A 12740-nucleotide genomic window follows, 5' to 3' on the forward strand; every position below is an offset into this window, starting at 1 on the left:
CGGCTTCAGTGAAGCCGGCTTTTTGTTTCATGCCGTCTGCCTAGATGGTGGCGCCAAGGCCCCGACCAGTGCTGCCCCCAGGATCAGCCCGCCGCCCAGCAGTGTCCACTGGTCCAGCCGCCCGCCACCACTGACCACCAGCAACAGGGTCGACAGCAGCGGTGTCAGGAATGACAGCAGGCCGATCTCGCGCGGATCGCCCAGTTTCATCGCCCGGTCCCACAGGAAAAACGCCCCGCCCATCGGCCCCAGCCCCAGCAGCAGCACCCACAGCACGTCACCCCACGCCGGAATCACCAGCGGTTCCAGCAGCACATGGCAGAGCAGCGACAACGCGCCGGACGCCAGGCAGAATCCGCCCACTGCCGCAGTCGGAAACGGCGGCAGCTTGCGTGTTGCCAGCGAATAACCGGCCCACAGGAAGGCCGCCAGGACCGCTGCCAGATAACCCTGCAGATAATCTGCCTCAAATGCCAGCCGTCCCTTGCTGACCACCAGTGCCGCACCGACAAAGCCGGCAAAACCGGCCATGATGTGCGGCAGGCCCAGCCGCAACCCTGGAAACAGGAACGGACTCAACAGCACGATCAGCAGCGGCCACAGATAATTGATCAGGTTGGCTTCGATCGCCGGCGCATTGCGAAAGGCCAGGAACAGGAAAAAGTGATAGCCGAACAATCCGCCAGTCCCCAGCGCAAAAGTCCGGGCCGGCACCCGCCAGCTGCGGCGGGTCGGCAGGCTCGCGATTCCGGCCGCGGCCAGCGTCAGCCCCACCAGCAAAAAAGGGGGCAGATGCGCCAGTTTCACTCCCAGCGCCGCTAATGACGCCCAGATGAAAATGGCTGCCAGCGCCAGCAGGCGGGCCAGATGCAAAGAAGACATGATAAAGGGAAAGTTGCGTAAAAAAGGGCAAGGCAGCGGACTATAAAAACTTGCGCCCGCCATGTCGAGGGGATACGCCGGCTGTCAGACAAAAATAATGCCAGCACCCATCCCCGCGCTTCCCGGGGCCATGAAAAACGCCGCATCCCCATCCGGTCTCCCGTGCCGCCGGGCGAAGGCAACACCGCACAGCGGAGCTGCACCGGCTTTGATCTGCCAGGCCTTGAAAAGCGTTTTCCTGTCACCCATGTAGTGGAAAACCATCCATTTCGAACAGGAGGCTGTCATGCGGATTGACAAACTCACCACCAAATTCCAGCAAGCCCTGAGCGACGCCCAGAGCCTTGCCCTGGCCGAAGACAACCCGACCATCGAGCCCGTGCATCTTCTGGCGGCCATGCTTGACGATAATGACTCGGGCATCGGAGCACTGCTGGCTCGCGCCGGTGTCAACGTCGGCGGTCTGAAGACCGCACTGAAAGACACCATGCGCCGCCTGCCCAAGGTCAGCGGCACCGGCGGCGAAGTCACCGTCGGCCGTGATCTGGGCAATCTGCTCAACCTCACCGACAAGGCCGCCATGCAGCGCGGCGACCAGTTCATCGCCAGCGAACTCTTCCTGCTCGCCGTCTGCGACGACAAGGGCCAGACCGGCCAGCTGCTCAAGCAGTATGGCGGCCAGAAAGCAGCCATCACTGCCGCGATCGATGCCGTGCGCGGCGGCGAAACTGTCAACAGCGCCGACGCCGAAGGCAAGCGCGAAGCCCTGTCCAAATACACGCTGGACCTCACCGAGCGTGCCCGCGAAGGCAAGCTCGACCCGGTCATCGGCCGCGACGACGAAATCCGCCGCGCCATCCAGGTGCTACAACGCCGCACCAAGAACAACCCGGTGCTGATCGGCGAGCCGGGCGTGGGCAAGACCGCCATCGTCGAAGGGCTGGCGCAGCGCATCGTCAACGGCGAGGTGCCGGAATCACTGAAGAACAAGCGCCTCCTGGTGCTGGATCTGGCCGCGCTGCTGGCCGGCGCCAAGTTCCGTGGCGAATTCGAAGAGCGCCTGAAGAGCGTGCTGGACGAACTGTCGAAGGACGAAGGCCAGACGCTGATCTTCATCGATGAAATCCACACCCTCGTCGGTGCCGGCAAGGCCGAAGGCGCCATGGACGCCGGCAACATGCTCAAGCCCGCGCTGGCACGCGGCGAGCTGCACTGTATCGGCGCCACCACGCTCGACGAATACCGCAAGTACATCGAGAAGGATGCCGCGCTGGAGCGCCGCTTCCAGAAAGTCATGGTAAACGAGCCCTCGGTCGAGGACACCATCGCCATCCTGCGCGGCCTGCAGGAAAAATACGAAATCCACCATGGCGTCGACATCACCGACCCGGCCATCGTGGCCGCTGCCGAGCTGTCGCACCGCTACATTACCGACCGCTTCCTGCCGGACAAGGCCATCGACCTGATCGACGAAGCCGCCAGCCGCATCAAGATGGAAATCGACTCCAAGCCGGAATCGATGGACAAGCTCGACCGCCGCATCATCCAGCTCAAGATCGAGCGCGAGGCGGTCAAGAAGGAAACCGACGAAGCCTCGCAAAAGCGCCTCGCGCTGATCGAGGAGGAAATCGGCAAGCTCTCGAAGGAATACGCCGATCTGGACGAAATCTGGAAGGCGGAAAAGGCGCAGGTGGTCGGCAGCCAGTCGATCAAGGACGAACTCGACAAGGTGCGCAGCCAGATCGAGGACGCCAAGCGCCGTGGTGACTTCGGCAAGGCCAGCGAATTGCAGTACGGCAAGCTGCCGGAACTCGAATCGCGCCTGAAGGCCGCCGAGGCCGGCGAAGGCAGCAAGGGCCAGAACCGCCTGCTGCGAACCGAAGTCGGCGCCGAGGAAATCGCCGAAGTGGTCAGCCGCGCCACCGGCATTCCGGTCAGCAAGATGCTGGAAGGCGAGCGCGAAAAACTCCTGCACATGGAAGACGTGCTGCACCAGCGCGTGGTCGGGCAGGACGAAGCGGTGCGCGTGGTGGCCGACGCCATCCGCCGCAGCCGCTCCGGGCTGGCTGACCCCAACAAGCCGTATGGTTCCTTCCTGTTCCTCGGCCCGACCGGGGTGGGCAAGACCGAGCTGTGCAAGACACTGGCCGGATTCATGTTCGACAGCGAGGATCATCTCATCCGCATCGACATGTCGGAATACATGGAGAAGCATTCGGTGGCCCGCCTGATCGGCGCGCCGCCGGGGTACGTCGGCTACGAGGAAGGCGGCTACCTGACCGAACAGGTGCGCCGCAAGCCCTACAGCGTCATCCTGCTCGACGAAGTGGAAAAGGCGCATCCGGACGTGTTCAACGTGCTGCTGCAAGTGCTCGACGACGGCCGCCTGACTGACGGACAAGGTCGCACGGTAGACTTCAAGAACACCGTGGTGGTGATGACCTCGAACGTCGGCAGCCAGCAGATCCAGAGCATGGCCGGGGATCATTACGACCTGATCAAGCTGGCGGTGATGAACGAGGTGAAGGGCTATTTCCGCCCGGAATTCATCAACCGCATCGACGAAGTGGTGGTGTTCCACGGACTGGACCAGGCCAACATCCGCGCCATTGCCCGAATCCAGCTCAAGCGGCTGGAAGCCCGTCTGGACAAGCTGGAACTGTCGCTGCAAGTGACCGACGACGCGCTCGACAAGCTGGCCGAAGCCGGCTTCGATCCGGTATACGGTGCCCGGCCGCTGAAGCGGGCGATCCAGAACGAGATCGAAAACCCGCTGGCCCGCGCCATCCTCGCCGGCAAATACCCGCCAAAATCCGCCATTGTGGTGGACGTCAAGGACGGCGACATCGTCTTTGCCTGATTCCGCCCGCCCGGGCCTGTGCCGCCGGTTGCGACCGGCGGCTTTTTTCGGGCCGTCACCGGCGATTACACAACAACCGTGGCCGAAGGCCCGCAGTTATTGCACAATCCGCCCCTTCGATTTGCCACCCGCCGCGTTGCCCCGTGCGGCATCCGCAGGACCCGACCATGCCTTCCACGCTTCACGACACCACCTATTCCGACTATATCCGCTCGCACATCCGCACCGTGCCCGACTGGCCGCACGCCGGTGTGCAGTTCCGCGACATCACGCCGCTGCTGCAAGACCCCAAGACCTTCCGGGTGCTGGTGGACATCTTCGTGCACCGCTACATGAACCAGCAGATCGACCTGATCGCCGGGCTGGACGCACGCGGTTTCATCCTCGGCTCGGTCATCGCCTACGAGCTCAATGTCGGCTTCGTGCCGATCCGCAAGAAGGGCAAGCTGCCCTACGCCACCATCGCCGAAGAGTACGAACTGGAATACGGCAGTGCCACGGTGGAGATCCACGCCGATGCCTGCGTGCCGGGCCAGCGGGTGGTGGTGATCGACGATCTGGTCGCCACTGGCGGCACCATGATGGCCGGGGTCAAGCTGCTCAAGCGCCTGGGTGCCGACGTGATCGAAACCGGCGCCATCGTCGACCTGCCGGAACTCGGCGGCTCGCAGCACATCCGTGACGCCGGCATTCCGCTGTTCACCGTCTGCGATTTCGCCGGCCTGTAAGCTGCCGTCTGTCCGGGAAACCCTGCCGCCCGGGCCCTGCCAGGCCTTCCGGCCGCCAAACGGGCTGTCACGACCTAACTTGAAAGAGTTTTCGTGATCATGCCAAAGGCCGGACATGTCTTTCCCCCTTCCACCGTCAGCCACCACCGCCGAAGGATTGCAACGCAATCTCAAGGCCCGCCACCTCACCATGATCGCCATCGGCGGTGCCATCGGCACCGGCCTGTTCATCGCGTCCGGTGCCTCGGTGGCCCAGGCGGGACCGGGCGGGGCGGTCGTGGCCTATCTGGTCATCGGCCTGATGGTGTTCTTCCTGATGACCAGCCTAGGCGAAATGGCCGCCTACATGCCCGAGTCGGGCTCGTTCACCCTCTACAGCGAACGCTTCGTCGACCCGGCCTTCGGTTTTGCCCAGGGCTGGAACTACTGGTTCAACTGGGCCATCACCATTGCCGTCGAGCTGGTGGCAGCCCAGATCGTCATGGCGTACTGGTTTCCCGATGTACCCGGCACCCTCTGGAGCCTGCTGTTCCTCGGCATTTTCGTGCTGCTGAACATCGTGTCGGTCAAGGGTTTCGGTGAAGGGGAATACTGGTTTTCCATGATCAAGGTCATGGCCGTGGTGGTGTTCCTGCTGATCGGCACGGCCATGCTCTACGGCTGGGTGGGTGATTCGCAGCCGGCCGGCCTGCACAATTTCACCATCGGCCAGGCGCCCTTCGTCGGTGGCACCGGCGCCCTGATCGGCGTGGCCATGATTGCCGGCTTTTCCTTCCAGGGCACCGAGTTGGTCGGCATTACCGCCGGCGAAGCACAGGACCCGCAGCGCACCATTCCCAAGGCCATCAAGCAGATTTTCTGGCGCATCCTGATCTTCTACGTCCTGTCGATCATCATGATCGGCCTGCTGCTGCCGTACAACGACCCGCGCCTGCTGCAATCCAGCGTCAAGGACATCGCCGTGTCACCGTTCACCCTGGTCTTGCAGGCAACCGGCGTACCGGCGGCGGCCTCGGTCATGAACGCCGTCATCCTGACGGCCATCCTGTCCGCCGGCAATTCCGGCATGTATGCCTCCACCCGCACCCTGCACGCCATGGCCATGCAGGGACAGGCACCGAAAATCTTTGCCCGCGTCAGCCGCCATGGCGTGCCCGTACCGGCCCTGCTGCTGACCACGGCAGTCAGCGCGCTGTGCTTTACCAGTTCGCTGTTCGGCGACCAGCGCGTTTACCTGTGGCTCGTCAACCTGACCGGGCTGTGCGGCTTCATCGCCTGGCTGGGCATCGCCATTTCGCACTACCGCTTCCGCAAGGGCTTTCTGGCCCAGGGGCGCTCGCTGGACGAACTGCCCTACCGCGCCCGCTGGTTTCCGTTCGGGCCGCTCTTTGCCTTCACCCTGTGCCTGATAGTGGTGCTGGGGCAGAACTACGAAGCGTTCTTCGCCTCCCATATCAACTGGAACGGCATCATCGCCACCTACATCGGCATTCCGGTCTACCTGGCGGTCTGGTTGGGCTACCGCTGGAAGCACCGCTGCCGCTTCGTGCGCTACGAAGACATGCCCCTGCCCGATCGTTGCAAAAAAACCACAAACTGATGCCGTTACGACCGTTCGTCTACCGCTAGTCTGTCCGGGCTTGGGGTTGGCGAAGGGAAGTACCAAAACAAAGGCAAGGTTGCCGGCAAACCGCCCGATTGTCGCAAAAGCGAGACATCCGGCTCCGGCAGCATGGTACTTACCCGAGGAGACATTCCATGTCGAAACAGATTACGAACCAGATCGTGATGGTTCGCCCGGTGTCGTTCTACTTCGATACCGAAACCGCCGCCAATGACTTCTTCCAGAAAAACCTTGGCGAAAAGCGTGACGTGGTACAAGCCAAGGCGCTGATCGAATTCGATGCCATGGTCGATCTGCTGCGCAGCAAGGGGATTACCGTCCATGTCCTGCAGGACAGCAACCAGGTCATGGATACGCCGGACAGCATTTTCCCGAACAACTGGTTCGTATCGATGGAAGGCGGCCATCTGATGCTGTGCCCGATGTGGGCACCGAACCGCCGCCACGAACGCCTGAAGTTCCTGGGGCAACTGGTCGACCTGATCGGTCACGACAAGCTCAAGGTCAGCAACTACGGTCCGGCCCACGAAGCCCAGAGCAAGTTTCTGGAAGGCACCGGCGCCATGATCCTCGACCGCGTCAACATGAAGGCCTATGCCTGCCTGTCGCCGCGTTGTGACGAGGATGTATTCAAGAAGTTCTGCAAGGAATTCGGCTTCAAGCCGGTGGCTTTCCACGGATTCCAGACCTACGAGGGCAAGCGCGCTGCCATCTACCACACCAACGTGATGATGGCACTGGGTGAAGCCTTTGCCGTGGTATGCCTGTCGGCCATCGACGACCTCACCGAACGCGCGGCACTGGTGAAAGAGCTTCAGGGTGACGGCAAGGAAATCATCGACGTCACCGAAGACCAGATCAACAACTTTGCCGGCAACGAGATCGAGCTCTGCAATGCTGACGGCAAGCGCTTCACCATCATGACCAAGGCTACCTACGACTGCCTGACGCCGGAGCAGCGTGCCGTCATCGAAAAAACCAGCGAGATCATTTCGCCTGACGTCAAGACCATCGAGACATACGGCGGTGGTTCGGTGCGCTGCATGATCTCCGAAATCTTCCTCTGAGCCCGGTTGCGGCAATCGGCCCGTGCCAGAACACCGGCCGATTTCTTTGCCCGGTTGTCAATCATTTTTCATATTTTTTTGACATCGCCATCGGGCCGACACGGGTAACACCCTGCCCCTGCGTCACACACGAAAGGAAACATCATGAAAAAAATCCTCGCAATCGCCATTGCCGCCCTGCCGGCGGCCGCCATGGCCGATGTGGAAATCTACGGCAAGATCACGGCTGAAATCGCCAATACCAAGACCAGCAGCGCCACGGCGGCCAGCTCCGGCGAAGCCATCGGCAGCGTGCCGACCAAATCCCTCACCCAGATCAACAACGCCGGCGGTCCCGGTTCGCACATCGGCTTTCGCGGCAACGAAGACCTGGGCGGTGGCCTGAAGGCCATCTGGCAGATCGAACAGGCCATCGACTTCACCCAGACTCCGGGCGGAGCCAGCAATACCTTTGCCACCCGCGACAGCTTCGTCGGCCTGCAATCGAATACCTGGGGCAAGATCCGCCTCGGCCGCCTGAGCAACTATCCGAACTCCAACATGGAATTCGTCGATCCGTGGACCTACGACAACAACACCAACGTCAACGGCAGCTTCATCTTCACCCGTCTGGACAGCCGCGTGAACCAGGCCATCCGCTATGACAGCCCGGCCTGGAGCGGTGACTGGGGCGGCTTCAGCTTTGCTGCCCTCTACGGCTTCAACGAGCCGGGCACCAATGCAGTCGGCAAGAAAAAGCAGAACACCGCCAACGTCGGCCTGACCTATACCTATGGCCCGTACACTGCGGCCTACAGCTACCTGACCCAGCAGAACCAGCGGCTTGACGCCATCAACGGCAATCCGGTCAGCGGCCGTCAGGATGCCAACCGCTTCGAAGCCAGCTACAACGCCAACAACCTGTACGTGGCCGTCGGTTACCAGGAAACCAAGGGCTACGGTGGCAACATCTGGCCGGCTGCCGCTTACTGGGCCGGTACCAACCAGGCATTCGAGAACACCCCGGACAAGTACAAGACCCAGGAAGCCGAACTCACCGTGCAGTACACCATCGGCAACTGGACGCCGGGCATCTCCTACGGCCACGGCTGGAACATGAAGAAAAACGGCGAAACGCTGGACAACTCCGGCTACAACATGTTCGTCGTCGGCACCAACTACGCCCTCTCCAAGCGTACCAACGCCTATCTGTCGTACGGCCAGGTCAAGTACGACCGCGCCATCGACGTGGCCGGCACCGAGCGCGAGTCGACCGTGGGCCTGGGCATCAGCCACAGCTTCTGATCCACCGTCCGTGCATGAAAAAACCGCCGGTCATCCCGGCGGTTTTTGTTGTTCGGTTACGCTTCAGCCACGCAGTTCGGCCTCGGCCGCTTCGCGCTTTTCCTTGGCCATCCACACATACACCGGCAGGCCCAGCATCAGCAGGATCACGCCCCACAGCACCGTTTCGGCACCCGAGCCATACAGGGCCCACACGGCATAGACAAAGGCCAGCGAGGCAATCACGATGCGCCGGCCGGCACCCGTGGCCGGCATCTGGCCGCGGGCCATGAACATCAGCTCGGCCACGGCAGTAAAGGCGTACGGCAGCAGCGTGGTCATGGTGGCCAGCAGGATGATGAAGTTGAAGATTTCCACCATGCCCTTGCTGCCCGAGTAGTTCAGCACCAGCAGCAGCGTCATCAAGCTGCTCGACACCACCAGACCCCACGCCGGCACACGGTTGCCGTTCAGGCGGGCAAACTGGCGCGGGAACAGTCCGTCGCGTGCAGCAGCCAGCGAAACGTGGCACGGCATCAGCGACCAGCCGTTGATGGCGCCCAGACACGACACCACGGCACCCAGACCCACGGCGGCGTAAGCCCAGTCGCCCCACATCACCCGGGCGGCGTCGGCCATCGGTGCCGGCGAACTGGCCAGTACATCGTGCGGCAGCACGCCCATGACGGCCACGGTCACGCCGATATACACCACTGCCGCCAGCAGGGTGCCGATGATCGTGGCGCGCGGGATGGTTTTTTCCGGGTTTTCCACATCACCGGCCGGCACCGAGGCCGATTCCATACCCAGAAACGCCCACAGCGTGAGTGCTGCCACGGCGCTGATGCTGTCGCCGACCGGCTTGTTGCCCGGATTGAAAACCAGGTTGTCCGGGTTGAACCACAAGAGGCCGATGGTGGCGATCGCCAGCAGCGGCAGCAGCTTGATGATCGTGGTGATCACCGCCATGCGTCCGGTGCTTTCCACCCCGCGCAGGTTGATCAGGGTCACGCACCACACCAGCGCGATCGCCGTGCCGCCACCGGCCCAGTGGTTGCTGGCCAGCACCGGAAAGAAACCGGACAGGTAGCTGGTAAACGCCACGGCAATCGCCGCATTGCCCACCCACAGGGCAATCCAGTAGCCCCACGCAATCCAGAAACCGGCAAAGTCGCCGAAGGCATCGCGGGTATAGCCATACGGCCCGCCCTCGCGCGGCATGGAACGGGTCAGCCCGGCAAACACCAGTGCCAGCAGCACGGCGCCAATCGCCGTCAGCACCCAGCCGATGATGGCCAGACCACCATACGGGGCCAGCGAGGAGGGCAACAGGAACACACCGGAGCCGATCATGTTGCCGCACACCAGTGCGATGCACATCCACAGGCCAAGGCCCTGTTTCTTCCTAGTCATAAAGAATTTCCTTATTTACTGAATCTTGAGGGCGAGCCCTGTTTCACTTTCGTTTCCCGGACATAGGAAGGCAATGAAAAAAGCCGGCGGCCGGTCACTCGACCGGCCGTAACAGACCAGAGGCCCGACAGCAGGCTTACTTGCCGGCCTTGTTGTCGGTCGACAGGAAAAAGGCGTCGGAATGGAATGCTTCGCCCGGCAGTCCGCGCTCGCCGGTAAAGGCGCGGTGCGCGGCCTCCACCATCACCGGAGCACCGCAGGCATACACCTCGTGCGCCGACAGGTCGGCAAAATCGTCCAGCACTGCCTGGTGCACCAGACCGCTGCGGCCGGTCCAGTTGTCTGCGGCAGCCGGTTCGGACAACACCGGCACGAACGAGAACCACGGCAGTTCACGCGCCCACTGTTCGGCCAGTTCGTACATGTAAAGGTCGTTGCGCTGGCGGGCGCCCCAGTACAGCACCATCGGACGCGAATTGCCGACATGCACGGCGTGTTCGACGATGCCCTTGACCGGGGCAAAACCGGTACCGCTGGCCAGCAGGATGACCGGGCGGGAGGAATCTTCGTCCAGATGGAAGCTGCCCAGCGGCCCCTTGAAACGCAGGATTTCCTTTTCCTTCATCTGCGTGAAGACGTATTCGGAAAAGCTGCCGCCCGGCATGTGCCGGATGTGCAGTTCCAGCAGGGCGTCATCATGCGGCGCATTGGCGAGCGAGAAGCTGCGGGCCTTGCCGTCTTTCATCAGGATATCGATGTACTGCCCGGCACGGAAAAGCAGCCGCTCGGCGGCCGGAATCTTGAGCTTGAGGATGGCGACATCATGAACGCGCGCAATCGATTCCACCCGGCACGGCAGGGTCTTGATCTGGATGGTCTGGGTGGACGGCACTTCGGTCACTTCGATGGTCACGTCGCCCTGCGGTTCGGCGCAGCACAGCAGGGTGTAGCCTTCGCGCTGCTCGGCCTCGGACAAGGCATGCGCCTGGAAGGCGCGCTCGCTGACCTGGCCTGACAGCACCCGGCCCTTGCAGGCTCCGCAAGCCCCGTTGCGGCAGCCGTAGGGCAGGCAGACGCCGTGCCGCAGTGCAGCCTCCAGCACGGTTTCATGAGTGTCGGCCGGAAAACCGTGGCCGCTCGGCTGCAAAGTCACTTGTGGCATATGATCCCCATATCCTGGTACGGACGTGTTGTCAGAACGACTGCACGCAATCGTTTTGACAAACCGCCCTTCGCATCCTTGTCGTCATTCCCGCCGGCCCCGGCTGCTGGTCATCGGCGCCGGAGACATCGCACGGCGCGCCATGCCTGTGCTGGCCCGCCGCTACCGGGTGTGGGCACTGGTCCGCACGGAAGAGGCCGCCCGCCAGTGGCGGACCCTCGGCGCCGCAGTCATTGTCGGCGACCTGGACCAGCCGGCCACCCTCTGGCGACTTGCCGGCATCGCGGCCAGCCACCTGCTGTACACCGCGCCGCCCGCACCGCAAGGCCATGTGGATGCACGGGTACGCCATGTAGTTAACATGCTGAAAAAGCGGTCGAGTTTACCACAGTCATTGACCTATATCAGTTCCAGCAGCGTTTACGGACACTGTCATGGCCAGTCCATTGACGAGACCCGCCGCCCCGCCCCCGGGTCGGCACGGGCCCGCCGCCGGCTGGATGCCGAGCAGGTCTGGCGCCGGCTGGCACAGCGCTCCGGCCTGCGCCTGACCCTGCTGCGCGCCCCCGGCATCCATGCCGCCGAGCGCCTGCCGCTGGCCCGCATCCTCGCCGGCATTCCTGCCCTCCTGCCCGGAGAAGACAGCCTGCACACCCACGTGCACGCCGATGATCTCGCCCGGGCCTGCGTGCTGTCCCTGGCCCGCCGCAGAGGCGGAACCCGCTGCTACAACCTCGGCGACCACGATGCCCTGCCCGGCGGCGACCGGCTTGACCTCGTGGCCGATGCCTTTGGCCTGCCCCGTGTTCCGCGCCTGCCGGCTGCCGACCTGCAAGCCGTTGTCGGCCCGCTACGCTGGTCGTTCCTGCGGGAATCCCGCCAGCTGGACTGTCGCCGCATCCACGAAGAACTGGCCTGGACGCCGCAGGTTTCCGGTGTGGCAGCCCTGCTGGCAACGCTCTCGCCTGCCGCCCGCGCCCGGCTGCTGGCCGCCGCCCGGACAGACGGGTAACATCGCGCCCTTCCGCGTTTCTGCTTGTTGCCCGCCTTATGGACAATCCCGCTTTCCAGCGACACATCAAGAGCTTCGTGCTGCGCCAGGGCCATCTGAGCCCGGCCCAGCAACGCGCCCTCGACACGTTCTATCCGCAATTCGGCATCGACTACACCGGCCAGCCGCTCGACCTTGCACAGGCTTTCGGCCGCACGGCACCCAGAATCCTCGAAATCGGATTTGGTATGGGTCAGGCCACGGCAGCCATTGCCGCCGCCCACCCGGAACAGGACTACCTCGGCATCGAGGTCCACGGCCCCGGTGTCGGCAGCCTCCTCAAACTGGTCGGCGAAAACCGGCTCACCAACATCCGGGTGATCCGCCATGATGCAGTGGAAGTGGTGCGCGAGATGCTGCCGGCCGGCTGCCTTGACGGCATCCACGTCTTTTTCCCCGACCCGTGGCACAAAAAGCGCCACAACAAGCGCCGGCTGATCCAGCCCGCTTTTGTCGAACTGCTGGTATCGCGCCTGAAAACCGGCGGCTACCTGCATCTGGCTACCGACTGGGAAGACTACGCCGTGCAGATGCTGGAAGTGCTGTCGGCCTGCCCGGCCCTCGCCAACACGACCGACGGCTACGCGCCGCGCCCGGACTACCGCCCGCTGACCAAGTTCGAGCAGCGCGGCATCCGGCTCGGCCACGGCGTGTGGGACCTGGTGTTCACCCGCCGCTGAAACCACTGCC

10 protein-coding genes are annotated in these 12740 nt (G+C 63.2%); 7 read left to right on the top strand and 3 right to left on the bottom strand.

The genetic code is table 11. The features are described from left to right. Nucleotides 1-27: 27 nt before the first annotated feature. Complete coding sequence (locus tag G542_RS0107550; protein WP_027823804.1) at nucleotides 28-882, bottom strand: DMT family transporter; 855 nt, start codon at nucleotides 880-882, stop codon at nucleotides 28-30. A 286-nt stretch (nucleotides 883-1168) separates the two neighbouring features. Between G542_RS0107550 and clpB the strand changes: the two genes are divergently transcribed. The 5 genes from clpB (at nucleotide 1169) to G542_RS0107580 (ending at nucleotide 8445) form a co-directional block, all read left to right on the top strand. Further along, entirely contained in the window at nucleotides 1169-3742 is a 2574-nt protein-coding gene (clpB, locus tag G542_RS0107560) for an ATP-dependent chaperone ClpB (protein ID WP_012695920.1), read from the top strand. 167 nt (nucleotides 3743-3909) lie between these two features. Then, the gene (locus G542_RS0107565) at nucleotides 3910-4470 is read left to right on the top strand and encodes an adenine phosphoribosyltransferase (protein WP_027823806.1); all 561 of its coding nucleotides are present in this window, start codon (nucleotides 3910-3912) and stop codon (nucleotides 4468-4470) included. Between the two features lie 115 nt (nucleotides 4471-4585). Continuing rightward, a complete protein-coding gene (locus G542_RS0107570; protein WP_027823807.1) occupies nucleotides 4586-6070 on the top strand; it encodes an amino acid permease in 1485 nt (494 codons plus the stop codon). A gap of 158 nt (nucleotides 6071-6228) precedes the next feature. Continuing rightward, entirely contained in the window at nucleotides 6229-7161 is a 933-nt protein-coding gene (gene ctlX, locus G542_RS0107575) for a citrulline utilization hydrolase CtlX (protein ID WP_012695917.1), read from the top strand. 144 nt (nucleotides 7162-7305) lie between these two features. Further along, entirely contained in the window at nucleotides 7306-8445 is a 1140-nt protein-coding gene (locus G542_RS0107580) for a porin (protein ID WP_012695916.1), read from the top strand. Between the two features lie 63 nt (nucleotides 8446-8508). Here the strand turns inward: G542_RS0107580 and G542_RS0107585 are convergent, their stop codons facing one another. Together G542_RS0107585 and G542_RS0107590 are read right to left on the bottom strand one after the other, a co-directional pair. Next, nucleotides 8509-9837 (bottom strand): amino acid permease, encoded by a 1329-nt coding sequence (locus G542_RS0107585; protein ID WP_027823809.1) that lies wholly within the window; start codon nucleotides 9835-9837, stop codon nucleotides 8509-8511. A gap of 136 nt (nucleotides 9838-9973) precedes the next feature. Further along, a complete protein-coding gene (locus G542_RS0107590) occupies nucleotides 9974-10999 on the bottom strand; it encodes a CDP-6-deoxy-delta-3,4-glucoseen reductase (RefSeq protein ID WP_012695914.1) in 1026 nt (341 codons plus the stop codon). 55 nt (nucleotides 11000-11054) lie between these two features. On the opposite strand from G542_RS0107590, the gene G542_RS16280 reads away from it, so the two are divergent. Further along, nucleotides 11055-12011: an NAD-dependent epimerase/dehydratase family protein gene (locus G542_RS16280; RefSeq protein WP_373279779.1), complete on the top strand. Its 957-nt coding sequence runs from the start codon at nucleotides 11055-11057 to the stop codon at nucleotides 12009-12011. 38 nt (nucleotides 12012-12049) lie between these two features. Then, nucleotides 12050-12730, top strand: coding sequence for a tRNA (guanosine(46)-N7)-methyltransferase TrmB (gene trmB / locus G542_RS0107600; protein ID WP_027823810.1), 681 nt, complete (start codon nucleotides 12050-12052; stop codon nucleotides 12728-12730). The last annotated feature ends 10 nt before the right edge of the window (nucleotides 12731-12740 follow it).

The organism is Laribacter hongkongensis DSM 14985, assembly GCF_000423285.1.
Lineage (GTDB): Bacteria > Pseudomonadota > Gammaproteobacteria > Burkholderiales > Aquaspirillaceae > Laribacter > Laribacter hongkongensis.

Bases quoted from the DNA above. Each gene is read 5' to 3' on its own strand.
- G542_RS0107550 (WP_027823804.1), bottom strand. From the start codon at position 882: ATGTCTTCTTTGCATCTGGCCCGCCTGCTGGCGCTGGCAGCCATTTTC.
- clpB (WP_012695920.1), top strand. From the start codon at position 1,169: ATGCGGATTGACAAACTCACCACCAAATTCCAGCAAGCCCTGAGCGAC.
- G542_RS0107565 (WP_027823806.1), top strand. From the start codon at position 3,910: ATGCCTTCCACGCTTCACGACACCACCTATTCCGACTATATCCGCTCG.
- G542_RS0107570 (WP_027823807.1), top strand. From the start codon at position 4,586: ATGTCTTTCCCCCTTCCACCGTCAGCCACCACCGCCGAAGGATTGCAA.
- ctlX (WP_012695917.1), top strand. From the start codon at position 6,229: ATGTCGAAACAGATTACGAACCAGATCGTGATGGTTCGCCCGGTGTCG.
- G542_RS0107580 (WP_012695916.1), top strand. From the start codon at position 7,306: ATGAAAAAAATCCTCGCAATCGCCATTGCCGCCCTGCCGGCGGCCGCC.
- G542_RS0107585 (WP_027823809.1), bottom strand. From the start codon at position 9,837: ATGACTAGGAAGAAACAGGGCCTTGGCCTGTGGATGTGCATCGCACTG.
- G542_RS0107590 (WP_012695914.1), bottom strand. From the start codon at position 10,999: ATGCCACAAGTGACTTTGCAGCCGAGCGGCCACGGTTTTCCGGCCGAC.
- trmB (WP_027823810.1), top strand. From the start codon at position 12,050: ATGGACAATCCCGCTTTCCAGCGACACATCAAGAGCTTCGTGCTGCGC.